The sequence below is a fragment of the Methanosarcina sp. genome (assembly GCF_028693135.1).
In the GTDB taxonomy this organism is placed as follows: Archaea; Halobacteriota; Methanosarcinia; order Methanosarcinales; family Methanosarcinaceae; genus Methanosarcina.
Window position 1 is genome coordinate 1 of the sequence record NZ_JAQUVZ010000008.1, and the last position, 23,999, is coordinate 23,999.

The following is a 23,999-nucleotide window of genomic DNA, read 5'->3' on the forward strand; positions in this document are numbered from 1 at the left end:
TGTAACGGAGCCTGATACTAATGTAACGGGACCTGAAACCAATGTAATGGGACCTGAAACCAATGTAACGGAGCCTGATACTAACGTAACGGGACCTGAAACCAATGTAACGGGACCTGAAACCAATGTAACGGAGCCTGATACTAACGTAACGGGACCTGAAACCAACGTAACGGGACCTGAAACCAATGTAACGGGACCTGAAACCAATGTAACGGGACCTGAAACCAATGTAACGGGACCTGAAACCAATGTAACGGGACCTGAAACCAACGTAACGGAGCCTGATACTAACGTAACGGGACCTGAAACCAACGTAACGGAACCCGAAACTAACGTAACAGAACTCGAAGCTAACTTAACAGAACTCGAAGCTAACTTAACAGAACTCGAAGCTAACTTAACGTTACCAGAAATCAACTTTACAGAACCAGAAACTAACGAGACTATACCGGTTACCCTGGTACCGCCAACAATAGGAACCAGTAGCGAGATCGCTGTACTTAATGAATCCACAAACACTACAACCAGGGTGGATGTAGGTCCCGATGCTGGAGGATTTGCGGTAAATCCTGCGGGAACAAACGTGTATGTGACGAATGTTAACAACAACACTGTTTCTGTAATTGATGCAGCTACAAACGATGTTACAGCCACAGTTGATGTTGGGGATCACCCTTCCGGAGTTGCCGTGAACCCGGCTGGGACATACGTGTATGTGACAAATATTATCAGTAATACTGTGTCTGTAATCAACGTAGCTACAAACACCGTTGTATCCACGGTTAATGTTGGGAATCATCCTTCCGGAATTGCAGTGCACCCTGATGGGACATATGTGTATGTGACGAATATCAACAGCAATACTGTGTCTGTAATCAACGCAGCTACAAACACTGTTGCAGCCACAGTTAATGTTGGCAAGTATCCTTCAGGAATTGCACTTCACCCTGATGGGACATACGTGTATGTGACGAATATTATCAGTAATACTGTGTCTGTAATCAACGTAGCTACAAACACCGTTGTATCCACGGTTAATGTTGGGGATTATCCTGCTGGAATTGCAATGCACCCTGATGGAACATACGTGTATGTGACGAATATTATCAGTAATACTGTCACCATAATCAACGTAGCTACAAACACCGTTGTATCCACGGTTAATGTTGGCAGGTATCCTGCTGGAATTTCAGTCGTGGGAACATACGTGTATGTGACGAATATTATCAGTAATACTGTCACCATAATTGACACAACCACAAACATTGTAACATCCACGGTGCCTGTGGGAAAAACTCCTGTCCCAGTTGGGAAATGCGTTTGTCCTGTTCCAATAATTAAACCACGCCCTGTTGCAAACTTTGTCAGCAAGGTCATCTATACGGTGCAGTTCACAGACCGCTCGAAATATGCAACTAAATGGTCCTGGAACTTTGGAGACGGAACATATTCAACAAAGCAGAACCCTCTGCACATATACAAAAAAGCAGGAAACTACACTGTTAAACTAAAAGTAACCAACAAATTCGGTACAAGTTCAAAAACTTATATAGTCAGGGTATGTACCGGCAGGTGATGGAACAACACTATTTAGCAGAACCAGAAAACCAGTATAAAAGTAACGTTTAAGGGACACTAAACTTATTTTTTGTTACTGCCCCTGGAGTGTGGAGGAGCACAAATACCCTGACCTGTATGTCGGGGATTGAGTGCCCTCTCACCCTGTTGTCTTTTTTAAACCTCCAGATCATCGCTTTTTTTCAAAATGAGTCTTCTTTTTGGCATATCGAATTAAGCAGGCTATAACAGGACCTTTACTAACGCCGTCGAAAACAACTTGGAACTTTCAGGCTCTTTTGATCCTAGCAGGGAACTATACTTAAACGACCCTGCTGAAGTCCCGGAAGAAGAGTTGATGACATAATTCAATTCCTTGGGAAAAAATTCAAGCCTGTAAAGAGCACAGGTTGCTGAGACTTTTATCTTTTTTTCTCAAGAAACACGACAGTATTGTAAACAGGAGGTTCCGGCTGGATTCTCTCATGTTCCTCAAAGCCCTCCGGCAAATCAAGCAGGCAGTTCCTGTTCAACAGTTTCATTAACCCTTTTTCGTAAATCCTGCACGAGATTCTGCTCCCGACGGGCATTACCTTTAAAAGATGTTCAAGGATTTCTTTTTTGGGCTCGGCCTGAGCTGCTATCATCAGGGCTTTAATCCCTGTATCCGGATTCAGTGCAAAGCCCTCTCCATTCAGTGAAAAATGGTTTCCGTTGATTATTGTGACAGCTTCGGAAAGCCCGAGTTTTTCCAGCACTTTTTTTGACAGGTTTGCCCGGCCGGAGTCCTGTTCTATCCCCATGCTTTTCACCCCATGCTGCCTGAAAAAGACTATCAGGGTAAGGGGGAGCGGGCCACTCCCAAGGAAGGCAACCCTGTCCCCGGGAGAAAGCCCGAGCCCTCCGGATTCCGTGTGGACCAGCTTGAGATAATTTCCGTAAAAGGGAAATTTTTCCAGAGTAGCCCAGGGGGAATCACTCTCAAGGATTTCATTTGCATGCTCAGTTTCAAGCCTTACGGTGTACAGACTTCTAAACCTGCTCAAATCAGCAAAAACCGGGTCCAGTTCCTTTTTTTGCAAAAGTTTGAGGGCTGAATCCTCTTCAATGTCCATAGTGATTAAAGAATCCAGCTTCCGGAAAAGTTTCCCTGGTCGGTCCAACGGCCCGTAAAGTATTTCGTCATTGGACAGTACCCTTATATCCCGGTGCAAAGCAAGAATGTCTTCGAGAACAATCTCAGGTGAAAGCTCCACGCTTTCGTCAACTTCAATAGCCATTCCAATTCCCTGAAGAATATTATGATGTCATGGGATATATGCATATTGAAGATTCCCTCAAGCTTGAGATACCCTTGCTTTTGGCTCTGGAAACTGTAAAAGACCAAACAATTTTAAAAAAAAACCTTTGGAAAGACATGAAGATTGAAAAAAAACTGACAATTGGAAAAAGACCTGGCGGTTATTCAAAAATCTTTTTCAGGTCCTCCATAGAAAGGGAGACCTCAAACTCTTTCAACTTAAAAAATTTCTTGGCTCGCATATCGTCATCTTCGAGCCTGAGGTCACTTTCAACAAATCCTGCTTTTTCCAGGCGCTTCAAATGCAGGTTTACTACCTGCCTTGAGAGGTCCAGATCCTTGGCAAGCTCATACACATACCTCTCCCTTTCAGCCAGCAGATAAAGAAGCTTTAATCGGAGCGGGTGGGAGAGGGCCTCGCCTATATCCACAATTTGTTGAAGTGATTTTGTCATCCGGAATACCTTCGAATTTTCTGATTAAGGATCTGAAACATTCCTTAAACTTCTCTTCCCGTATTAAAGTTTAGATTTCTTCCAGCTTTGACTTTATTTCTTCCACTGTTTTTTTGATATCTTCAATGTCTTTTTCGATCTTCACAAGCTTTTCATTACTTGCAGGTGCCTGGTACCCTGACCTGTTCAGAAGCACCACTACTGCACCCACAATGAGAAGGATAATAAGAATGTTCAGGAAAAAGCCCCAGAAAGAGCCATACATGCCGTACCCCATACCGTTCAAAATGTTCACCTCGAGAAAACCAGCTTTTTTTGTTTTATCCGTTTTTTATCCGTTTTGTCATCTTTGTTTTCCTTATTCTATCTATTCTTCCTCATTATACTGATTTCAATTATAAATATAAAAAATACCCGGTAGAGGGGGTCTAATATCAAAATAAAAACCTGAATAATTAACCCGAGGAATTGAAACAAATAAAAAAAGGATGGTTTATGGTCGGAATTTAGTTGCCATATCCCATGCAGTATCCGTGTCCGTGTCCGCGAGCGTATCCGGAACCACGGGCAAACCTTCCACAGGTCTGAGCTCCTGCAGGAACATCGTATCCGGTAAACACATCACCAGTTACTGCGTCGATTCTTGCCTGCGTGTAGACTCCGTCTTTGTCCTCATAGGAGACAATCCACCAGCGGTTCATCTGATATATGTTGTCTTTGGAGATGTCGGCATCAATCTCATCCTCTGCGATTTCAAAAGCCTCATCTACTGTCTTGACTTGGAGTTCTACGGGTCCATCTGCATTGTAGTAAGGGCAAGCAGCGAAGTTGTCTGCACCAGAGTCTGTAGATCTGGCAGCCCATCTTTGCATGAACCCGGGGCCGTAGTTTGCTCTTGTATCATCTGAAGCTACTGCACTGACAACTGCTGCTCCGAATGTACCTATCAGCAGTGTGGCCAGGAGAATTGCTATTATACTTTTCTTCATTTTATTTCACCTTCAATTTTTACTTTTTGTTTATATTTGCTTTAAAGATGGTCATTTACACCATATGTAGTGGTTATACTACATATGTATCCATAAAATAATAAATAGCTTTTGGTCACTACTGCTGTTTTTTCCAGAAATTTAGCGGTACTTCTCATTTAGCCATCCTACAAGCGGTGGGATCCAGCAGAGATTTGCAGCAATTGTCTCAAGGGCGGTATAGGTCTGAGTTGTCGGGCTGAAACCCATAACTCTTACTCCGAGCAGTCCGATAGGAACAATTATGATTACAAAAAGACTTGCCAGCATGACCGGATGGTGGACATATCTGGAAAAACCGGCTTTTCACGACCCTTCAGTACGTTTGAGGAAGAGCATGCCTGAAATGTTGGCCCCTATCTGATCACTGAGGGCATAGAAGTAGGGGATGTAAAATATCCCATGAAAACCGTTAAAAGGTAAATTACAGGGAGATGAAAAAATCCCTGTTTCAAACTTTGTTAGTAATCAAAACCGTAAGACAGCCTTGATTTTATTTCTCATTCAATTTTATTTCTCATTCAATTTTATTTCTCATTCAATTTTATTTCTCATACTTCAGCACGTCATCAATAGTATTCACATACTCGATGTCGATTCCGACATTTTCTTCGAGATATTCTTCGGCATCCACGACTTCCTCTACTCTTTGGATGACGGTAAAGCCTCCATATTTTCGTTCTACGAACCTGTAAATTACAAGTTCACTGTTTTCCTCGGGAAGAAGGAAGAGGGTTTTACCTCCGGTTTTTGAGGCTCTGGCTTTTTCGAGGACACCACTGATAGGCCCAACGTTACCTTTCTGGTCAATGGTGCCTGTAAGGGTTATACTGTCATTAAGTTCGGTGCCTGAGAGAGCAGAAATCATCAGAAGGGTCATGAGGGCACCTGCACTGGGTCCGTCGACGCCGGGAATTTCATCTTTCGCAGTAATGCTGAAGATAGTGTCACTGCCCGAGAGGGGGATTCCTGTCTTGTTCTGGGCAACGAAAACCGCGGTATTTGCGGCATCCTGGAAGACTATACCCATGAGGGGAGTTGTCTGGACAAGCACACGGCCTTTTCCAGGCTGGATCTCAGCCGAGATGTTGATAAGGGTGCCTTCTTCGGAGATTGATTCCCGGACAAGGGGGCCTGTTTGCTCGGTTTCGATTTTCTGGAAGACAGCAGGGCCCTGAAGAGTGGCAAAACCTTCCCTGCCGGCGGGGCACGCCTGAAGATCAGATTCTAGTTTAAAAACTTTTTCACGATAGAACTCTATCTGAGAAGCATAAGACTGCAGGGAACCGGTATCCTGAAGAGTTTGGGCTTTAAGCTTTTCATTTTCCCTCTCAAGGGAATTTATACTGGCCTGCATTTCCTGGATCTGCTCGCTCCCGGGAGGCGTGGGCTGGAACCAGACAAAATAAGCGTTTGCAACAAGAGAAAGGACCAGGAGAAAAGTAAGGAGTTTGGATTTCATATAACGAATTATTTTGCCTCGGCTGGTACTTATTTCTTCCTTAAGACCGAAACTTATCAGGAAAGTTATCCAGAACCGGTTTTTGGCTCGTATGGCTGGTCTACCAGGAGTATAACCCTTGTTTCACATCACATTCTTCCACATATTGTTCCTTGCCTTGCTTTATATTTACCCGCTGTCTTTCCCGTCGTGCTTCCACATCAGTGTTACTTTCAGATCTGTTTCCTTTACGACCCAGATAGAGTGAGAATAAGATATATAAAATAGTAAATAATTAGATAAATAATTAATTATATAAATCAGATGTTGCTATCTTCCGTAGTTTGTCTCTTGTCCGAGATTGGAGATAAAACAATTAAAAACAGAGAAACGTTGTATTTTAGATATTCATTTTTTAAAAAAGAGAGAGCAGTAATTACCCTGTTTTTGAAGGGCATTTACTGCCGTAAATCTTTTTTTTGAGTGGTGTGTATTTATTTAAATGGTATTCTTACCATTCATTTCTCACTGTTTCTTCTTTTCCTGTTCTTCTGCAAGAGCAACCTTTTTACCGCAGAGGTCGCAGTTTCCTTCTTCAGTTATACAGGGCTGTTTAGGGGCTTCCCCTCCACAAATTCCACACTTTACCATATTTCACTCACCTCCCACTTCCAATCCTTGGCATTTATGCCATTAATAATAAGCCAGTCATTCATTTATACTTAATCTGCATCAAAATATACTAAATGCACTCCAGTGCCCTGAAAGAGTTCATATAGCCCTATGACCTTCAGAGTCTTAACAGAAACTTTTTAAATAAAGCCAGAATATATAAATAATATGAAAGATAGCGGCAGGAAAAAAGAAACCTTCCCTGAAAGCCTGAAAGCCCCGGAAGATTCTGAAATGACGGAAATAAAGGCTATCAGAGACAAGCTTAGTGATATGCATAACGATATCAAGAAAGTTATGGAATATTCGAACAGGCTGCGCTTTGAAACTGCTATGGAATGCTCAAGGCAGGAATACTCAAATGCAATTCTCAGCCACCTCTATGAAGATATCAATAGCGGACTTGAAAGAAATATGGTAAAAAAATGCCCCGAAAAAGAAAACTGCAGGTCTTCCTTTACGGCTCTTCTTCAGAAGAACGCAGGGCTTGTAAAACAGGGCAAAGTGGATGATCCACTCCTTTCGGGGAACAGGGAAAAGCTCGAAGAACTGAGATCTGGAGCCCCTTACAGCAAATGTGAGCAGTGTTTTTCCGAAGTATCCAGCCTTTTCACAAAACAGGTCAACCTCATGCGCTCAATGAGGATTTATGCCGGCAATCAGGAACAGAAGCCTGATATTTCAGCCCTTGAGACCGGCGCACTTATAAGAGATGTCCTTGAACCGGTATCCAATCCCCAGCGCCTGGAAATCCTGAGGGCTGTGGCTTTTGAGACAAAAAGCTTCTCAGCCTTTTCCGAAATCACAGGCCTTAGAGGCGGAAACCTGCTTTTCCACCTGCAGAAGCTTATGGACAGCGGACTGATCCTGCAGCAGCACGAAAGAGGGGACTATATGATTACGGAAAAAGGGTTCAAAATTCTGCAGAGCTTAAACGAATTATATTCCTCACTTCAATATTCCCCACTGCAGATCTCTGCCGAAAAAACACCCGGGGAAAAAGAAGAAATTCAGATTTGACTCTTTTCCCGGAGCCGAACAGGAAAGTAAAAAAGCAAAGTATTCAGGGATGTAGGCTATTCCCGGTTTATTCATAATACGTTCAAACCCTTTCATCCCTGTGCTTTTTCTTTCAATTCCTATGCATTTCCTTTCAATACCTATGCATTTCCTTTCAATTCCTATGCATTTCCTTTCAATTCCTATGAATTTCCTTTCAATTCCTATGCATTTTAACTCTCTTCAGCTTTCTTTACGTTCGAATCCCTATGCATTTTAACTCTCTTCGGCTTTCTTTACGTTCGGCCCTTCTTTTTTGTCCTGTATGACATAACCCAGTGCCTTTATTTTCTCCCTGAGGGCATCGGAAGTTTCCCAGTCTTTATTTTTTCGGGCAGCCTCGCGTTCCTCCACAAGTCTAACAACTTCTTCCGGGATTTCCTCTTTGCCTGCATTTGTAAAAAGGCCCAGGACATCCGAAAACTGCCTGTAGAAGGAGTAAACTTTTTTCAGAACTTCCCTGTTTTTTCCGGCTTCAAGGTATAAGTTGGATATGCGTGAAAGTTCCCTGAAAACGGTCAGGGCTTTAGGGGTGTTGAAATCGTCTTCAAGGGCTTGCCTGAACTGAGTTTCAAGTTCCGGAAGGGACTCAAGGGTCTCTAAATCACCGGGTGATGACTCATCTCCCGCATTCTTCAGAGCGAATTCGAGGTTATCGAGGGCCTCTTTAAGCCTCATATAATTGTTTTTTGCATTTTCGGCAAAGGCTCCGGAATAGTCCAGCTTTTTCCGGTAGTGCACTGAAAGAAACATGAAACGTACAACCTCACCCCCGTACTTCTCAACTACCTCGGGCAAGGTGAAAACGTTTCCCAGGGACTTGCTCATCTTCGCCCCTTCAACTATAAGGTGCTCTCCATGAACCCAGGTGCATACGAAGGGCTTTCCGGTTGCACCTTCGGACTGGGCGATCTCGTTTTCATGGTGGGGGAAGATCAGGTCCACGCCTCCGGTATGGATGTCCAGGGTCGGACCGAAACTGTTCATTGCCATTACCGAGCATTCAATATGCCAGCCAGGACGGATTTTTCCCCAGGGGCTTTCATAACAGATCCCCCTTTCGATTTCCTCAGGTGTTGAGGCTTTCAGGAGAGCAAAATCCCTTGGGTTGTCTTTATCATACTCGTCCACATCCACAGACGCACCAATCATGATATTATCAAAATCGATCTTTGAAAGCTTGCCGTAATCTGGAAATCCCGAAATCCTGTAATAGACCGAACCGTCTTTTTCATAAGCCAGCCCTTTTTCGATCAGTTTCCGTGCAAGTTCGATCATGCCGTCAACGTTTTCCGTAGCCCTTGGATATGCAAAAGCCCGCTTTATGTTCAGCATATCAAGGCCTTTGAAGAATTCTGCCGTGTATTTATCCGTAAAGTCCTTAAGAGATATACCTGCTGCTTTTGAGTCCCTTATAGTTTTGTCATCGATGTCCGTAATGTTCATTACGAGTTTTACCCTATACCCGAGGTATTCGAGGGTCCGCACGATATTGTCCGTCATCAGAAAGGTCCGATAGTTTCCTATGTGGGGCATATTGTAGACCGTAGGCCCGCAGGCATAAATCGAAACCTCACCTTCCTTTACAGGTTTGAAGATCTCTTTTTCTCTTGTCAGGGTATTGTAGACTTGCAGCATTCGGAACGCCTCTGGTTATTTAAGTGCCTCAGAGCATATGTTAAAAATACGGTTCAACACTTGGTTCAACACATTTTATTTCCTGTTAATAAGTCATATCACTCACTTCTTAGTAAATTTATTACTCACTTCTTAGTAAATTATTACTCATTTCTCAGTTAATCAGCCCTATCTGTTACTATTACTTCTAATTGCTTTATTACTTTTGCAGCTACTGGCACATCCCCCTGAATAATAGAGCCTGAATCTCCGAGCAGGAAAGAAGAGTCAGGAAAAGCCTTCTTCAAACACCGACACCCCAAGCCTTTCCAGAATTTTTCCCAGCCGAAAAAGAGGAAGCCCAACCGCATTAAAAAAATCACCTTCCACTTTTTCCACCAGCACCGCCCCTTTTCCCTGAGCTGCAAAAGCCCCTGCTTTATCCAGTGGCTCTCCTGTCCTGACATAAGCTGAAATCTGTTCTTTGCCTATTTTAGCCATCCAGACATTTGTTGATTCAGATTCACTGATTTCCTGCGCGCTGTCAAGGTCCAGGACCGTGAGTCCGGTTATAACCTGAATCTTCCTCCCGCTTAACTTTTTCAGCATTTCTTCAGCTTTTTCCGGCAGGTGCGGTTTTCCCAGAATTTCTCCATTATAGAGCACCGACGTATCAGCAGAGATTACAATCCCGGAATCGAAGTGTTTTGCCACATCCCTGGCTTTCTCGACAGAGTGCTTCAGAAGCAGCTCTTCAGGGTTCAGCCCCGGATGAGGAGGTTCTTCATAAGAACTTGGGAAAACAACAAAATTGTCTCCTATCAGCTGTTTAAGCAGTTCTTTTCTCCTTGGGGATGCAGACGCGAGAATTATCCTGCGCATGGGGAAAAGTCTGGATGGATACGATATATTTGTATGTATGGAAAAAGAAAAATTAGATGGAAATTGCAGGGGAAAAAGTAAAATAATAGGAGAGTGCCGGTTATTCCCGGACACTTTCAAAGAATTTTCTTACGTCATACAGTTCCTCTGGTTTTCCCAGGAGGATACAGGCATCATTTGCCTGAAGAAGGAAGTCCCCATTCGGAGTATAGAACATATCCGAGCTCCTGCGGACCGAGATTACGGTTACTCCATGCTTTTTCCGGAATTCCAGATCTGCAAGGGTTTTTTCATCGAAATCAGAACCTTTGCCTACTTTGAGGACCTGAATATCGATTCCCGGAAGCCCGTCCTTTATGCTGAACCCGCTGTCAATGCCAGGATCAACGACCGGTTTTCGCAGTCTCCTGTAACCGTGAGCTCGCACATCATTTACCATTTTTTCAATATCTTCCCTCGGGACAAGATACTTTTCAAGCAGGCGGACAAAGATCTCTACTGAGGTTTCGTATTCTTCAGGGATTATTTCGTCCGCCCCCAGGGCATTGAGCCGTTTCATTTCCTGCAGGTCGTGGACCTTTGCAATGACGCAGATGTTGGGGTTCAGCTCCTTTGCCTTCTCTACAATTTTCATTGTAACAGCTGCGTCAGATATGCCAATTACCAGGACTCTTGCATTCTTTATTCCCGTATGTTCCAGGACAGCCCCGAAGGTTGCGTCTCCATACTGTATTTTTTCCCCTTTTGTTTTCTCCTGTTTCACGGTTTCAGGGTTCATTTCAATAATAATATAGGGAATACCTGCGGCTTTTGCAGCCTTCGAGACTGTCTTTCCGGAAAAGCCAAACCCTACTATTATAAGGTGGTCTGTTAGCTGAGGATCGGCCTGTTCTTCAGCATCAAGGGGCTCCGAATAAATGCCCTGTACCAGTTTCATACCAAAAGCCGTGCTTGAAGCCGTTTTGACAATGAACTCAGCAGGTCTGTAAGAAGCATTGATCACAAAGGGTGTAACTCCCATAGTAATGATGGAGACTGCCAGAAACGCCTGATAGGTTTCCTTTGTCAGGAGAGAATATTCAAGTCCCAGCCTGGAAAGGACAAAAGAGAATTCTCCTACCTGAGACAGTGCAAGCCCGGTAAGTATAGTTGTGCGGAGAGGAGACCCAAGAAGGAAAGTTACACCCGCTCCGGCTATTAATTTTATGACAATGAGAGTGATCGTTGCAAGAATAAGAAGAGGAAGGTGATCAAGCAGATAACCGATATCAAGAAGCGTGCCTATAGACACGAAAAAAAAGCTCATAAACATGTCTTTCAAAGGCAGGATATTACCCATTGCTTGATGGCTGTATTGAGATCCTGAGATTACAATCCCGGCTAAAAAGGCTCCAAGAGCTAGAGACAACCCTATGCTTGAGGTAAAGATAGATGCTGATAAGCAGATAAAAACAACACTGACGAAGAAAAGTTGTTTGCTGCCTGTCTTACCTACATGGTAAAATATATAGGGGACAAGAAACTTGGCACTCAGGATAAAAACTAGAATAATCAGGGAGCCTTTGAAGAAAATATTCGGAAGTGCCCCCTCAAAACTCACAGAACTTCCTGCAAGCATAGGAGTTATCAGAATAAGAGGTACGATAGCGAGGTCTTGAAATATCAGAATTGCAAGTGAGGTTTTTCCATGTGGAGTATAGACTTCATTTCTATCCTGAAGGACTTTAAGCACTATTGCGGTACTGCTAAGCGAGATCAGGAACCCTATAAAAACAGATGTAGCAGGACTAAACCCCAGTCCTGTGCAGACAATGAGGGCAAGAGCTGTTGTAAAGAGAATCTGGAGAAATCCTCCTGCCATTACGGCCGTTTTCATCTTCCAGAGTTCTTTTAAGGAAAGGTCGACTCCGATAGTAAAAAGCAGGAAAATGATGCCAAGTTCGGCATTCAACTCCATGTTCTGCCCGCCGCTCAGAATATCAAGCCCATACGGCCCTATCAGCATTCCGGTTACAAAAAAGCCCAGTACAGAAGGGACTTCAAATTTGTAAAATATGGTAAGGATGAAGATAGCAAAGCCAAGAATGACGTCAACATTTGCCAGTACAGAGAATTCCATTTCGTTTTGTGCCCCCGGAAATAAGAACAAAGATATTTAAAACGTCCTACTTATTAAAGTTTTTAGAATTTTAAATGAGTTTGGAATCTTAAATGAGAGCAGATAGCCCAGGAATATATGAAATGCTTATCCCCTACCGCCTCAAATAGATCTCTCTAAAGGATCAAATATTTATCAAGAGATATAGTAGTTTCGGTGGAACCTGGGAGATCTAAAATAGATATGATTATCTTATTGGCAGACGAAATTAAAAAAGAAAATGTGTAGCAATCAAGTTTAAATAAAGAGAATATAAGCCAATTAATTAGAGCTGTTTGGGCACAGAAAAAATATAAAGGTCTGTGTTTGAGCTTATTATAATTTGGTCACCCTGTTGTCACTTCATGGTAAAATATCGTATCAATTCGGTTACCACTATTCAGAATCATTAATCCTTGAGGATCAACGCGATGCTATCTACAAGGTTTATATATGTTATAGATGGACTTGATTTTTATAAAGTAGCTCTTTTGAATCAATAAAGATGAAAGAGGCATTGAATGTAAAAATACACCTGCGAAAGAATGCGGGATTACAGATTCAAAGTGGACACTACGAGACCTTCTAACATTGAAGTGTTTCAAAATATCAATTGGATAACGACGAACGACCGAAAGCAAAAAAAGAAATAAGGAATTTGAAAGGAATAAGGAATTAATTTTAATTTTTTAAATCGGATACGCTTTCACAGAATAAAGGGCTTTTATCTTTTACTCCATTTCTGTCCCAGGAAATCGGTTAGTTTCCTTATTTTTCCTCCATCAGCTCTTTAAGTCTTTTTTTCTCCGCAATCTGCCGGGCAATTCTTTCGGCTTCGGCTTTATCTCTTTCTTCACGCATTTTTTTTGTGACTTTCTTTGTAGAAATAAAAATCAACAGTAGAGCAACAAATGAAATCAGCAAAAAAATGAGTATCGTGTTCATCATGGGATCATAAGCGCTGTAAGGAATCTCAGGTTCGACGGTCATTCCCGATCACCATTAATAAGTTGGTGAGAGTTCTATTTGTCAGTTTCTGAGAAATGGAAGAAAATCGTCTTCCTGAAAGTTTATTTCAGTAATATCCTCTATACTTAATAGTATCCACCATATCTCTCATTAATTTCCCTGGCAGTATTGTAGGCATCATAAAGGTTGTAGATCCAGAACAGCGGATAGAGGATGTACCCGATTAAAACTACTGTCAGGAAGCCGAAAACCGAGGCAAGAATGATAAAGCTAATCCCTTTCATGATCTGACCGTTATAGATCTGCCCGAGGCCTGGGATGAAGAATGACAATACTGCAGCAATACCTGGGTTTTTCCCTGGTTGAGGCATTTTTCACGCTCCTTTACCTGTTTTTGTTTGGTTTTTTGGCTGGGTGATATTTTGGTAGGATAATATTCTTGCCGGTTGATAGAGTCTGTGGTTAACTGTTAAACTTGACTAAACATAATAAGCTACATAGAAGCGGTAAGCAACCTTAACTTCGTCTATTTCCCCTGGTTGCAGTCCAAAATCAGGCTGGTCGGTTTTATAGACCTTTCCCCCGAAGTCTTTAAAGGTGACTTCACATTTTATATTTTCGGGAAGCTGGGCCTCAAAACTGTCGCATTTCCCGCAGATTTCGCGGATAAGAGTTTCTGTTTCTGCCGGGCTGAAAATTTTTTTGTTTTCAGGCCTGTAATTTACCTCAACCGTCAGTTCTTCTTTGCTGAGCAGATCTGCCCAGAATCCGGAAAGTTCTGTTTCTTTTATCCAGTAGTCCTGAAGTTCGAAACTCTTTGTTATCGTGTTCTTAATCTTGCCCTCTTCCATAGATTTAGTTTAGAAAGTGGATATATATAAACTATTTCTATAAACCGGTAGTTCCAAATAACCCAGGTTCCGAACTCTGAATTCAGAACATCAATAAATATTTTAAATAACCCGAAAAAAAGTTCAAATAGATCATGGAATTCATTTTTAACCTGGGGGAGTGCGGAGGCACAGTGAAAAGTCCCCTTCCTCGAAGCGAAGAGACAGGTGGGGGTAGTTCACAACCCAAAATTATATTTCGACACGGGTAAACAGACCTGAAGTAAAAAAGCCAAAGTAAAGAAATTGGAATAAGAAAAACAGAAATAAGTAAGCTAATCGGACAAAATGATTTGAAAAGCAAAGGAATCGCAGTAAGGTTTCCCTCAAAACCGTACCGCAGATCCTTTTATGGAGGTTTTATGCTTTTTGGACTATTTTGTCACTCTACCTTTTTCAGGCTTTTTGCCATTAAGTTTTGCCATTTTATGTATTCCGTATTCGTGAGTCTTGAAGGTAATGTGCCCGTTTTCCTGAAACCCGCTTTAGCTTCAGATATGGTCGGCTAGCGCCCAAATTGGGGGAGCTATTTTTCTGTTGGGGTTCGTGAAGGGTTCATGACAGAGCATGCGGGTTCACAGTGTTCTCCAGCCAATTGTTTTTGTTGGTGGTGGAGTTCATCTGGCTGGTAGGGCCGCACCACAAACACGGATTACGGAATCTTACTACCGTATATGTATTATAAATACTTTTCTATTATGCTTTAAAAATGAATACGGATAGCTTAGACAGTTTTGAGAGAAACCGGAGATTTATTGGGAAATAGTTTTCGGCTCTATAGAATGCAACTTAACTGGTACAAAAAATTCATGGATCAAAAAAACTGATATTCAATAAAAACATTATTATATAAAAGAAATCGAACCGAAAATTACAGGCAAACCTGTCGACAGCAAATATACAAACCGGAAAATTCGCACACAGACGAATTTGAGATCCGGCATATCTCCAGTTATCTCCAGTTTTCAAAACATTATCCAGGAAAAAACTATCGAAAATATTCCTGTGCAGGCGGTTAAAAGAAAATGGACAGCGAGACTTCAAAAAACGGAGAAGAACTAAACACTTATCCCCATGTAGTAGATGCTGCGGATGGCGAAAGGGGACAAGCTCTCTACGCAGCTCTGGAAAGAGAAGAAGCCCTGAAAACTATAATCAATAACAGTCAGGTAGTGGCATTTCTCTGGAAAAACGAAGAAAAATGGCCTGCAGAGTTTGTTTCCGAAAATGTGGTGAACTTTGGATATACAGTAGAAGATTTCATCTCGGGCAGGGTACTGTACGGGGACATTATACACCCTGAAGATTTTAAAACAGTTGAGGGGGAACTTGATAAAAGGATAAAGAGCGGAGCTCCGGATTTCAATATGGAATACAGGATTTATACAAAAGACGGGGACCTGCACTGGGTAAACGAAAGGACCTTCATCCAGAGAGACTCGGAAGGAGGGGTGACCCACTTTCAGGGAGTGGTTCTCGACATCACCGAGCGGAAGAGCAATGAAGAAAAACTGGAAAAAGTTCTTAAGATGCAGAAGGTGCTGACCACAGTAATCAACAACAGCCCTGCAGTAGTCTTTCTGTGGAGGGATAAAAAATACTGGCCTGCAGCTTTTGTCTCGGATAATGTTGTACAGTTTGGATATACAGTTGACGATTTTATATCACAGAAAATCCTGTACGGTAAGATAATACATCCCGATGACCTGAAAAAGGTTGAAGAAGAACTCGAGAGACGCATCCAGAAAGGGGAAGTAAGCTTCAATTCGGAATACAGGATTTTTACAAAAGCCGGAGACCTGCGCTGGGTAAACGAAAGGACCTTTATCCAGAGAGAGGAAGATGGGAACGTGAACTGCTTTCAGGGGATAGTGCTGGACATAACCTCCCGGAAAAAAGTTGAAAACGCCCTGATAAAATCTCTCGAAATGCAGAAACTACTGAAATCGATAATCAAGAAAAGCTCTGCAGTAGCTTTCCTGTGGAAAAATATGGAAAACTGGCCTGTAGAGTTCGTTTCAGAAAATGTAATGCAGTTTGGATATACTGTAGAAGACTTCACTTCAGGTAGAATCCTTTACGGAGACATAATTCATAAAGAGGACATCAATTTGGTCTCTGAAAGCCTTGCACGCTCAATTCGAGAAGGTTATGACTCTTTTGAGATGGAGTATAGAATTTTCACAGCAGATGGCAATATTCGCTGGGTTGAGGAGAGGACGTATATCCCGCGAGATAGTGACGGTATTCCGGCTTACTTTCAAGGAATAATTGTTGATGTTACCGACCGAAAAAAAGCACAGGAAATGCTCGAGATCCAGCGAGAACTCGGGATATCCCTGAGCACCACCCGGAACCTTCAGACCATGCTTTCTCATGTCCTTGATTCCTGCCTGCAAATAACAGAGATAGATGCCGGAGGTGTATACTTAAAAGACGAGCTTATGGACCAGATTAACCTGGTGGCACACAGGGGGCTTTCCTCCGAATTTGTGAAAAGTGTTTCTGCACACAGGGCAGACTCTCCGGAAGCAAAGCAGGTCTGGACTGAGAAACCCATTTACAAACTGGATTTTTATGCTGAAGAGATGGCAGATCTGCTCAGGAAAGAAAAGATCACTGCAGTTGCAGTAATCCCTATGAAGCACAGGGGAGAGATAATAGGCAGCCTGAACTTTGCTTCCCACACTGTGGACAGGATTCCCCTGGAAGTCCGCGATTTCCTCGAGAGCGTCGCCCTCCAGGTAGTTACCCATATAGCCCCAATTCGTATAGAGGCAGACCTGATATAAAATGGGCTGTCTGAAGTTCGAACTATGCCAGGACAACGAAACCCTTATTTAAAATAATTTTTATAAATAATACTGAATTGGGGAGCGAGGAAAGCCCCAGGGTTACGCCTTCAAGCTCTGAGCTTTAGATACGCAACTGCCGGTTTTTGCTCTCCTTTTTCCGGGATTTGCATTATCAAAATTTATCATAATTAATTATATCGTTAGGGGGATACAGGTTGAAAGCAATAGTAGTCTATCTCAGTACCTCAGGGAATACAAAGGATATGGCCGAAGCAATAGGGAAAGGGATTGAGTCAAAGAACGTGGATGTAAAGGTTGTCAGTTTCTATGATGTAAAGCCCGAAGAACTCAATGAAGCAGCAGCAATTGCAGTTGGCTCTTCGACTTTTTACTACAAAATGCTACTGCCCATGGAAAAGTTCATGAATGAAACTCTTGTTTCCGCAAACCCACAGGGTAAGATAGGGGCTGCTTTCGGGTCTTACGGGTGGAGCGGAGAAGCCCCCATATTGATAGCTGAAAAAATGAGGGAAGTGGGAATGAGCGTGGTGGACCCCGTACTCCGGATCCTTCACAAGCCCACGGACAAGGACTTGCAGGAATGCAAGCGGCTCGGCATAGATATTGCAGAAAAACTTAAACATAAAAGCAAAAAGGCAGAGTAACAAAAGCAGCAATAACGTAAAGGCCGCGATAAAGCAAGAACTTTTGAATTTCAAAAGTAAACCGGTCTGGACTGTTTAAAAATTAGTGGCCCGAATTATTTAAGGGCCATTTCCACTCTTTTCTTGAATTCATCAGGGTTTTCAGAAACCAGGACAACGGTCCTGAAAAAACCCTTTCCTTTCCTGATTGCTACAGCTTTTGCGTGTTTTCCCGCGAAAATTAGCTTGCGGCCCCAGGTTCTGACGCCCCACCCCATATACCACGGAAATTCGTCCATGATCTCTACCGAGCTGATGTCGGAAAAGGGAATGCTGTACCTGAATGGGGGAAAAACTGCAACCACGCTGTCGGAAGTTATCTGGAATCTCATGCCAAAAAAGCTCCACATTGCAGCAAGATAAATGAGGAGGACAAGAGGCAGAGCGTACTTTTCCTCAGGATCGGTACCAAAGCCGAAAAGCCCTGTAAGAGAAAAGATGTAAAATACCAGGATAAGCAGCAGACCTGCAAACATAAGCAATCTTATTTGTTTACCATAAGCCGCCTTCTGTTCGTAAAAACCTATTATGATACTACCTCCTGTTTGAGAAGATTTACAATTTTTCGATGCCAAGTTTTTCTGTAAAAGATATTTGTATAGTAGAAGGTATTTGTATGGTATAAGGTATTTGAATAAGTCGTTGTATAAGTAGTCCTGTACAGTGTACATTTATGGCCAGAGTTGAGCTCATTCCTGAGGTATTTCGGTAACCAGGGTTGAATCCAGCAGTAATTCGTTGAAAAATTCGGTGCCCAGTTGTCGGGCAGAGGGTTCGTAGCATATAAGGTTCTCTCTGTCAAAGTGCCTCTGATTTTTCGGGAAAAGGGATATCAGGAAAAACTTATCACTAACAGCAAGATTTGCAATCTTCAGTTCTCCAGAATACCGGAAAAATCTCACATTATCAAGAGACATCATAATTCTGAAGTCCTCCATATAGTCAGTATAGTACCGCTGAAGAACAGACTCGGGCATTATAAAGGATAATTCAACTCCCTTTTTTGCAAGCTCCTGGCAGAAAGAAATCATGGGCTGATGAAAGTAGGCTATGGCTTCAAAAACATGGGTGGAGTTAGACAGATTTTTCACAACTTCCTGGTCGAGTTCGAACATACGGTCCAGGTCAGGCTGGATCAATTTACATTTTCCAAGTTCTCCCAGATTCTTCCGAAAAGAAGGAGAGAAACCTTGAAGGTCCTTTTCCGACCAGTAATCAAAGTTATCTTCAAAAAGTTCTATAGTGCTGATAAGGGGCTGCATTTTTTCAACTAGAACGTTTCCTATAAGAGAAAGACTATAGGTTTTGTCCTCCTGAACGACCAGGGACATATCCTTTAATTTTTTAATCTGGGGAAGGATTGAAGTGGAAGTTGCCTGAAGAGCTTCCGTAATTTCACCCATATTTTTGGGCCCGCTTTTCAGAAAAAGCAATAACTGTTTTCGCTTGTCGGAAAGAAAAATCAGCTCTATAAGTTCCAGTTTCACCCTTCAGTCTCCTCTCAGTTATAATGCTAAAAAAATTACAGGAAAGAGTAAAAAGATTACAGCCGCCTAAAATATATAAGTTATTACCTTCCCTCGCCCCCTCTTACCTGAAGAAAAAGCAGAGTCTTTTAATAAGTCCGGATTAATTAGATCAAATATTAGCAACAAGTCTAAACTTGATATGTCCAATAAAATTTTAAAAGTTGAAAACGTTGATAAGTTGAATATTTGCAGAAAAAAAATGATGGAATCTCCCTGGAGTTTCCCTGACCTGCTAGTTCCCGCTACCTGCTAGTTCCCACTACCTGCTAGTTCCCGCTAGATAGAGGTTCACATGTGACAGGCAGGAAGCCCTGTTGCTTTAGCGCAGGGAGGAATGCCGTCAACTTTCTGGCATTCCTTTCCACGTTTGGATTTCTCCACTCTGCTTTGGAATCGAATTTCCGTAGCAGGTAACACGGTTTTGGAAAACCGTTTCCCCTCGCCAATGTTGGATATGCTTGTCAGGTGTAGCACACCACCCCTACCTCTCAGGACTTTTAATGCTACACGATAGAGCTACAAACTGAGGAAGCATTCGTAGGTATCATGACATTTCCAACGTAGTCAATTAAGACTCAGGCTGGTCAACCAGGGCTTTTGCAAGCCACAATGCTTTAGCATGGGGTAGTTGACTATTATCTCAGGTCAGGGTACCTTCCAGAATCCTTAAACTTAAAGTTTTAAGCTGGAGATTGTATAACAAATAAGGGTTCTTGAAAGATTGTGAATCTTTCAACATTATCTTATCTGCATTGAAAATACGACAATCCATAGGAAAATATGTCCGGCCCTATAAGATTTCAGGCAAGAGCTTCCTTGGTCAGAATGTAAGCAATCATTTCAGGGTTCAGCTTGCTTTCCCTTGCAACCTTTTCTTCGATTCTCTCAGCAGGTGTACCCTCCATCTTCAGTTCTCTGATCTTCTCAATCACTGAAGATGGAATACTATAATATTCATTAATATCTTTCCTGTGGCCCCAGACATCTCCTTCGATAAGCTGGATTCTCTGCATCTCAAGGAACATTTCTATGGACTTTGAGACCGTGCGCCTGTATGATTTTGGTAACTGAATTACCTCAATTTTCGGGCAGGTTTCCACCAGTGCAAAGATGTCCTTGTTCGAAGGCCTGAAGGCCAGATGAACAACACGCTCATTAGGGTTAAGAGTAAATATCTCTTCCCTGGAACTAACTACTCTAATTTTCATTATGTCTTCCCCCACTATAAAGTTCTTTTATGTTTTTACCTCATTATAAAGTACTTATACTTATTATAAATATTTATCTACCACACCCGTTAATGTTTAGACAGTTTTCGGCATTTTCCGCCCCCTTTTATAATTTTAAAAGTGACAGAGAATTCTCGGAAAGGGAAGAAAAACAGGACTCAAGTATTCAGAATCAAGATATCATTAGCCTTTCTAGTGAGCCTCCTGATAAGAGGAATAAAACAAGAAAAAACGCAATTGATAGAATTAAAACCACCCGGTTAAATCTTGAGTCCATAATCTACTATTTTCAGGAGCTTGCCCTTTAAATTGTGATACAGTTCAACAGATGCCCTGCCCTCAAAAATTACAGGATCCTCGGCAGGGAATTCTCTGGAAGTTTTTTATAAGCCGATCAAATGACCCGGTACAATTCTCGGAGTCTTCTGCCTGTGCAGAGTATATTCCCCTATGTTACAACTGAAGATGTGCATGGGGTCTGAAAACGTTAAAAGGGAAACTGGCTAAAACGGGCCAGCAAGCACTGTTGCCGTAAAGGAAGATGCGCTTAATAATGGAACTAATATTCATATCTTCATTTCACTTTCCGGGCGACCTCTGCCTCTTTCCTACCTGCTTTTCCAGCCCAGGAAAGAGCGCACATCGGGCACTCTGGTCCGAAACCCGCAGCATTGTATCCGGTCATTCCGCCTGAAGCGTTATTCACCCTGGAAAATCTGTGTTTTTTGAGAATACTGCACCCCATACTTGACCTGTGCCCTGTGCTGCAAATTACTGCATACTCAGCTTCAGGATCAAGTTCCCTGTACCTTTCCCTCAATTCCTGGACCGAAATATTTACTGCATGTTCTATATGGAAACTCTCATACTCGGAAGGAGCCCGAACATCTAAAATTACAGGAGGATTTTTACTTCGGGCCCATTCATAGAGTTCAGGAATCGATATCTGTGTCACATGGGCAGCCCTGAGTCCGGCAGTTACCCAGGCAAACATTTCTCCTTTCAGAAAACCTACAATACTGTCAAGCCCCACCCTGCGCAGCCAGACCGCAGATTTCCTTGCATCTTCCTCATCGTCTGAGACGAGCAGGATCTGCTTATCCGGAGGCAGGAGCCAGCCTGCGTAGGTAGCAAAGTTACCCCGAAGATCGATACACCAGGAGCCTGAGACATGTTCTCCTCCAAAACTATCATAATGGCGGTTGTCAAGAACTGCTGTATCGTCCCTTCCGGCGAATTTGAAAAAATCCTTCGGAGGGATCTCCCTTAGTGGCGGAATTTCTTTGAGTTTTGTGGGCCCTTTCCTGTTGATTTCGGTGCAGCGGCTAAAATGGTCAGGTGCCGGAGGCATATTTGTTGTGAGATCCTCTATGAACCCCTCCCGATCAGGGATCTGGAGAGCATAGTTGTATTTGCGTTCATATCCGATTGTGCTCGAACGTTTGGCTCCCATAGCCCTTCCGCAGAGGGAGCCTTCCCCGTGTGCAGGATAGACCTCGCAGGAGTCAGGAAGAGAAAGCAGTTTTTTGTGCAGGCTGTCGTAAAGCATGGAAGCCAGTTCTCTGGCTTTTCCGGGAAAAAGGTCTGGTCTGCCAACGTCCCCGACAAAAAGTGTATCCCCACAAAAAACAGCAGCCGGATCAGGACCTCTGGAGGTATCCGAAACCACATAGCAGATATGTTCAGGGGTGTGCCCTGGAGTTTCCAGGATCCTTACACTCATGTCCTCGATTTCGAACTTATCCCCTTCAACGAGCCCTACATGTTCAAACTCACAGCTAGCAGTTTGAGGGGCATAGACTGTTGCTCCCGTAAGTTCAGCAAGATCCATATGCCCGGAGACAAAATCTGCATGCAGATGAGTCTCCAGGACATGAGTAATTTTCAGGCCCCTGGATTTTGCCTCTTTGATATAGATATCTACATCCCTTTGCGGGTCAATGACCGCACAGCTTTGCTTTCCGGCAAGAATATATGAACTGTGTGCTATTCCTCTCACAAAAAATGGAGTTATTTGCATACTATTTTCCCCCGATAGACAGGTCGGCAAAGTACCGAAAGTTCCATAAAATATGATTCTCTCTAATGATTCTCTCTATATTGTGAACTGCCCCTCCCGAAAATCTTTGTCTAGCGGCTTAGATTTTTGGGAAAGGAACTTCCAGCTTCATAACACCTCAGCAGGAAACCCGTTAAATCTTTACATTTAGAGGGTAGTTGACTTTCCGGAGTAACCTCCACAAAGCCACAGGCTCTACCCCGTGTTCCACGGGTGTTCCTGGATTAAGTTTCAAGTGCAAACTTTTTGATATTGATAGCGGCTTTAATGTCTCGAGTTTTTGATTAATCTTCAGGAGATATCCGGTACACCCCCTTTTCATGAAACATATTATTGTTTTAAAATAATATAAAAAAATCCTCATATAATTTGAAGGACGTTATTTTATTGTTTTTTCGGGAAGTAAACTGCTTTTTTCCCCTCTCTGCTGTTTCCGGGAAAGCCGGAACTTTCGAGGAAAAGGATTCCCGCCTGCAAAGACAAACCTTAGATGTACTAAAGAAATATGTAGAGAGCTAAAATGCCAGTGATAGAAATGAGCAAGGAAAAGAAATTCACACAAATGTGGAGTAATCAGACAAATTTAGGAAAAAAATTTGGATTATCTGCTATTGCAGTCGGTAAGTTGCTTGTAGGAGAAGGATTGAAAGATCCAACAACTAAATTAGCAACTAAGAAAGCACTTGAAGAAGGATATGCAAAGTCAACGCCATTGAAAGACGGCACTCCGTATTTCATGTGGAGTATCAACAAAATACGTCCCTTGATAGAAAAAGACCATCAGCCTTTGAGCAAAGTTGACTATTGGGTAAAGGAAGTTATGGGTATTTTAAAAGAAGCACAAGCACTTGATGATGCGGGCAATGACAAGCCTGGACGTATTATGTGGGAATGTGCTTATGAGGATGTGCCAAAAAATATTCAGGAAGAAGTCAAAGCAAGAGTCGAAAAGAAGGAATAAAATGCAATTAGCGAAGAAAAAGGATGTAGAGTCAATGATATTTTTCAGAACTTTTGGTAAGCTGCCTTTTTTTATGTAAACGAGTTCCATTATAATTCCGCGGTCCTTTAGGCTTTGGTCAAGAAGGCTTTGGTCAAGAAGGCTTTGGTCAAAAACTGGTCACAGCAGACATAATTGCCTTATGGAGTTCTTCTGGATTCTTGGAGCTGATTACTACTCTTTTCCCTGTGATGAGTTTTAGGATTACAACAAAATTTACTCTCTTAGAAAGGGTCGTATCTTTGTGGGTTGTATCTTTGTAATCCTTTCCTGTAAAAGGGTCATATGCCTGGATACTGCACTCCTCAACCACATAAATAGGGATTTTCTTAAATGAGGGGTTCAGAGGGATTAAACGGGTATAGATCCCATCCCTTCTGACCTCTGTGATATATTTTGTACAGTAAAATAGAAGAGGGAAGAATATACCGAAGACAAACCAGAGCGCAAATAAGTAGAGTTCAGGAACATTCAGAATCCCGGCAGGTTTTCCGAAGACCAGGCTGTAGATCTCAACGTACCAGAGCAGAAGGGCAGGATAAAGGACAGAAACCAGAAAAACTTTATTGTGCATATCCTGTACTTCTCGAAAAATTAAACCTGTTTCCGGGTGTTCCGTAACAACCCCTCCCTTCCTTTATATGATGACCTGACCACACATGCCCTGATCATC

The 23,999-nt window shown here is 42.5% G+C and carries 23 protein-coding genes and 2 pseudogenes; 6 read left to right on the plus strand and 19 right to left on the minus strand.

What is annotated here, in order from left to right; genetic code table 11:
• The coding region (locus PHF18_RS05580) for a beta-propeller fold lactonase family protein (protein ID WP_300099497.1) at positions 1-1,579 on the plus strand (1,579 nt) is incomplete at its 5' end.
• Between the two features lie 403 nt (positions 1,580-1,982).
• Here PHF18_RS05580 and PHF18_RS05585 read toward each other — a convergent pair.
• From PHF18_RS05585 to PHF18_RS05615, 7 genes are all read right to left on the minus strand, one after another.
• Positions 1,983-2,840 (minus strand): nicotianamine synthase family protein, encoded by an 858-nt coding sequence (locus PHF18_RS05585; protein WP_300099500.1) that lies wholly within the window; start codon positions 2,838-2,840, stop codon positions 1,983-1,985.
• A 181-nt stretch (positions 2,841-3,021) separates the two neighbouring features.
• The gene (locus PHF18_RS05590; protein ID WP_048126634.1) at positions 3,022-3,315 is read right to left on the minus strand and encodes a helix-turn-helix domain-containing protein; all 294 of its coding nucleotides are present in this window, start codon (positions 3,313-3,315) and stop codon (positions 3,022-3,024) included.
• 70 nt (positions 3,316-3,385) lie between these two features.
• On the minus strand, positions 3,386-3,601 hold the full coding sequence (locus tag PHF18_RS05595; RefSeq protein ID WP_300099784.1) for a hypothetical protein: 216 nt from the start codon (positions 3,599-3,601) through the stop codon (positions 3,386-3,388).
• 220 nt (positions 3,602-3,821) lie between these two features.
• Positions 3,822-4,304 carry a hypothetical protein gene (locus PHF18_RS05600; RefSeq protein WP_300099505.1) on the minus strand — a complete coding sequence of 161 codons (483 nt, stop codon included), beginning with the start codon at positions 4,302-4,304 and terminating at the stop codon, positions 3,822-3,824.
• 141 nt (positions 4,305-4,445) lie between these two features.
• Positions 4,446-4,613, minus strand: coding sequence for a hypothetical protein (locus PHF18_RS05605; RefSeq protein WP_300099508.1), 168 nt, complete (start codon positions 4,611-4,613; stop codon positions 4,446-4,448).
• Positions 4,614-4,887: 274 nt separating this feature from the next.
• Positions 4,888-5,805: a S16 family serine protease gene (locus tag PHF18_RS05610; RefSeq protein ID WP_300099511.1), complete on the minus strand. Its 918-nt coding sequence runs from the start codon at positions 5,803-5,805 to the stop codon at positions 4,888-4,890.
• 504 nt (positions 5,806-6,309) lie between these two features.
• Positions 6,310-6,435, minus strand: coding sequence for a hypothetical protein (locus PHF18_RS05615; protein ID WP_300099514.1), 126 nt, complete (start codon positions 6,433-6,435; stop codon positions 6,310-6,312).
• A 189-nt stretch (positions 6,436-6,624) separates the two neighbouring features.
• Here PHF18_RS05615 and PHF18_RS05620 point away from each other — a divergent pair, with 189 nt between their 5' ends.
• Complete coding sequence (locus tag PHF18_RS05620) at positions 6,625-7,476, plus strand: winged helix-turn-helix domain-containing protein (protein WP_300099517.1); 852 nt, start codon at positions 6,625-6,627, stop codon at positions 7,474-7,476.
• Between the two features lie 255 nt (positions 7,477-7,731).
• Here the strand turns inward: PHF18_RS05620 and cysS are convergent, their stop codons facing one another.
• The 4 genes from cysS to PHF18_RS05640 form a co-directional block, all read right to left on the minus strand.
• Complete coding sequence (gene cysS / locus PHF18_RS05625; RefSeq protein ID WP_300099520.1) at positions 7,732-9,153, minus strand: cysteine--tRNA ligase; 1,422 nt, start codon at positions 9,151-9,153, stop codon at positions 7,732-7,734.
• Between the two features lie 158 nt (positions 9,154-9,311).
• Complete coding sequence (locus PHF18_RS05630) at positions 9,312-9,440, minus strand: hypothetical protein (protein ID WP_300099523.1); 129 nt, start codon at positions 9,438-9,440, stop codon at positions 9,312-9,314.
• The gene (locus PHF18_RS05635; RefSeq protein WP_300099526.1) at positions 9,421-10,014 is read right to left on the minus strand and encodes a Maf family nucleotide pyrophosphatase; all 594 of its coding nucleotides are present in this window, start codon (positions 10,012-10,014) and stop codon (positions 9,421-9,423) included. The genes PHF18_RS05630 and PHF18_RS05635 overlap by 20 nt, the downstream gene beginning before the upstream one ends.
• Before the next feature lie 100 nt (positions 10,015-10,114).
• Complete coding sequence (locus PHF18_RS05640) at positions 10,115-12,133, minus strand: cation:proton antiporter (RefSeq protein ID WP_300099529.1); 2,019 nt, start codon at positions 12,131-12,133, stop codon at positions 10,115-10,117.
• Between the two features lie 519 nt (positions 12,134-12,652).
• On the opposite strand from PHF18_RS05640, the pseudogene PHF18_RS05645 reads away from it, so the two are divergent.
• A pseudogene (locus PHF18_RS05645) lies at positions 12,653-12,772 on the plus strand (IS1 family transposase); the annotation flags it as partial.
• Positions 12,773-12,919: 147 nt separating this feature from the next.
• On the opposite strand, the gene PHF18_RS05650 reads toward PHF18_RS05645, so the two are convergent.
• The 3 genes from PHF18_RS05650 to PHF18_RS05660 all read right to left on the minus strand — a co-directional run bounded on the left by PHF18_RS05650 (position 12,920) and on the right by PHF18_RS05660 (position 13,971).
• Positions 12,920-13,141: a hypothetical protein gene (locus PHF18_RS05650; RefSeq protein WP_300099532.1), complete on the minus strand. Its 222-nt coding sequence runs from the start codon at positions 13,139-13,141 to the stop codon at positions 12,920-12,922.
• A 104-nt stretch (positions 13,142-13,245) separates the two neighbouring features.
• Positions 13,246-13,491 carry a DUF5683 domain-containing protein gene (locus PHF18_RS05655; RefSeq protein WP_300099535.1) on the minus strand — a complete coding sequence of 82 codons (246 nt, stop codon included), beginning with the start codon at positions 13,489-13,491 and terminating at the stop codon, positions 13,246-13,248.
• Between the two features lie 108 nt (positions 13,492-13,599).
• Complete coding sequence (locus PHF18_RS05660) at positions 13,600-13,971, minus strand: hypothetical protein (RefSeq protein WP_300099538.1); 372 nt, start codon at positions 13,969-13,971, stop codon at positions 13,600-13,602.
• Between the two features lie 1,064 nt (positions 13,972-15,035).
• Here PHF18_RS05660 and PHF18_RS05665 point away from each other — a divergent pair.
• Together PHF18_RS05665 and PHF18_RS05670 are read left to right on the plus strand one after the other, a co-directional pair.
• A complete protein-coding gene (locus tag PHF18_RS05665) occupies positions 15,036-16,802 on the plus strand; it encodes a PAS domain-containing protein (protein WP_300099541.1) in 1,767 nt (588 codons plus the stop codon).
• 218 nt (positions 16,803-17,020) lie between these two features.
• On the plus strand, positions 17,021-17,470 hold the full coding sequence (locus tag PHF18_RS05670; protein WP_300099543.1) for a flavodoxin domain-containing protein: 450 nt from the start codon (positions 17,021-17,023) through the stop codon (positions 17,468-17,470).
• Positions 17,471-17,565: 95 nt separating this feature from the next.
• Here PHF18_RS05670 and PHF18_RS05675 read toward each other — a convergent pair whose 3' ends face one another.
• From PHF18_RS05675 to PHF18_RS05690, 4 genes are all read right to left on the minus strand, one after another.
• On the minus strand, positions 17,566-17,985 hold the full coding sequence (locus PHF18_RS05675; protein WP_300099546.1) for a hypothetical protein: 420 nt from the start codon (positions 17,983-17,985) through the stop codon (positions 17,566-17,568).
• 213 nt (positions 17,986-18,198) lie between these two features.
• Positions 18,199-18,996 carry a winged helix-turn-helix domain-containing protein gene (locus PHF18_RS05680; RefSeq protein WP_300099549.1) on the minus strand — a complete coding sequence of 266 codons (798 nt, stop codon included), beginning with the start codon at positions 18,994-18,996 and terminating at the stop codon, positions 18,199-18,201.
• An 842-nt stretch (positions 18,997-19,838) separates the two neighbouring features.
• Positions 19,839-20,246: a DUF1699 family protein gene (locus PHF18_RS05685; protein WP_300099552.1), complete on the minus strand. Its 408-nt coding sequence runs from the start codon at positions 20,244-20,246 to the stop codon at positions 19,839-19,841.
• A 595-nt stretch (positions 20,247-20,841) separates the two neighbouring features.
• On the minus strand, positions 20,842-22,287 hold the full coding sequence (locus PHF18_RS05690; RefSeq protein WP_300099555.1) for a rhodanese-like domain-containing protein: 1,446 nt from the start codon (positions 22,285-22,287) through the stop codon (positions 20,842-20,844).
• A 559-nt stretch (positions 22,288-22,846) separates the two neighbouring features.
• On the opposite strand from PHF18_RS05690, the gene PHF18_RS05695 reads away from it, so the two are divergent.
• Complete coding sequence (locus PHF18_RS05695) at positions 22,847-23,287, plus strand: hypothetical protein (RefSeq protein WP_300099558.1); 441 nt, start codon at positions 22,847-22,849, stop codon at positions 23,285-23,287.
• A gap of 148 nt (positions 23,288-23,435) precedes the next feature.
• Here PHF18_RS05695 and PHF18_RS05700 read toward each other — a convergent pair.
• A pseudogene (locus PHF18_RS05700) lies at positions 23,436-23,930 on the minus strand (DUF6141 family protein); the annotation flags it as partial.
• Positions 23,931-23,999 lie beyond the last annotated feature (69 nt).

Coding starts and splice junctions, on each gene's coding strand:
- PHF18_RS05655 (WP_300099535.1), bottom strand. CDS start 13,491: ATGCCTCAACCAGGGAAAAACCCAGGTATTGCTGCAGTATTGTCATTC.
- PHF18_RS05620 (WP_300099517.1), top strand. CDS start 6,625: ATGAAAGATAGCGGCAGGAAAAAAGAAACCTTCCCTGAAAGCCTGAAA.
- PHF18_RS05640 (WP_300099529.1), bottom strand. CDS start 12,133: ATGGAATTCTCTGTACTGGCAAATGTTGACGTCATTCTTGGCTTTGCT.
- PHF18_RS05660 (WP_300099538.1), bottom strand. CDS start 13,971: ATGGAAGAGGGCAAGATTAAGAACACGATAACAAAGAGTTTCGAACTT.
- PHF18_RS05665 (WP_300099541.1), top strand. CDS start 15,036: ATGGACAGCGAGACTTCAAAAAACGGAGAAGAACTAAACACTTATCCC.
- PHF18_RS05590 (WP_048126634.1), bottom strand. CDS start 3,315: ATGACAAAATCACTTCAACAAATTGTGGATATAGGCGAGGCCCTCTCC.
- PHF18_RS05610 (WP_300099511.1), bottom strand. CDS start 5,805: ATGAAATCCAAACTCCTTACTTTTCTCCTGGTCCTTTCTCTTGTTGCA.
- PHF18_RS05690 (WP_300099555.1), bottom strand. CDS start 22,287: ATGCAAATAACTCCATTTTTTGTGAGAGGAATAGCACACAGTTCATAT.
- PHF18_RS05650 (WP_300099532.1), bottom strand. CDS start 13,141: ATGACCGTCGAACCTGAGATTCCTTACAGCGCTTATGATCCCATGATG.
- cysS (WP_300099520.1), bottom strand. CDS start 9,153: ATGCTGCAAGTCTACAATACCCTGACAAGAGAAAAAGAGATCTTCAAA.
- PHF18_RS05685 (WP_300099552.1), bottom strand. CDS start 20,246: ATGAAAATTAGAGTAGTTAGTTCCAGGGAAGAGATATTTACTCTTAAC.
- PHF18_RS05615 (WP_300099514.1), bottom strand. CDS start 6,435: ATGGTAAAGTGTGGAATTTGTGGAGGGGAAGCCCCTAAACAGCCCTGT.
- PHF18_RS05605 (WP_300099508.1), bottom strand. CDS start 4,613: ATGCTGGCAAGTCTTTTTGTAATCATAATTGTTCCTATCGGACTGCTC.
- PHF18_RS05635 (WP_300099526.1), bottom strand. CDS start 10,014: ATGCGCAGGATAATTCTCGCGTCTGCATCCCCAAGGAGAAAAGAACTG.
- PHF18_RS05675 (WP_300099546.1), bottom strand. CDS start 17,985: ATGTTTGCAGGTCTGCTGCTTATCCTGGTATTTTACATCTTTTCTCTT.
- PHF18_RS05585 (WP_300099500.1), bottom strand. CDS start 2,840: ATGGCTATTGAAGTTGACGAAAGCGTGGAGCTTTCACCTGAGATTGTT.
- PHF18_RS05695 (WP_300099558.1), top strand. CDS start 22,847: ATGCCAGTGATAGAAATGAGCAAGGAAAAGAAATTCACACAAATGTGG.
- PHF18_RS05600 (WP_300099505.1), bottom strand. CDS start 4,304: ATGAAGAAAAGTATAATAGCAATTCTCCTGGCCACACTGCTGATAGGT.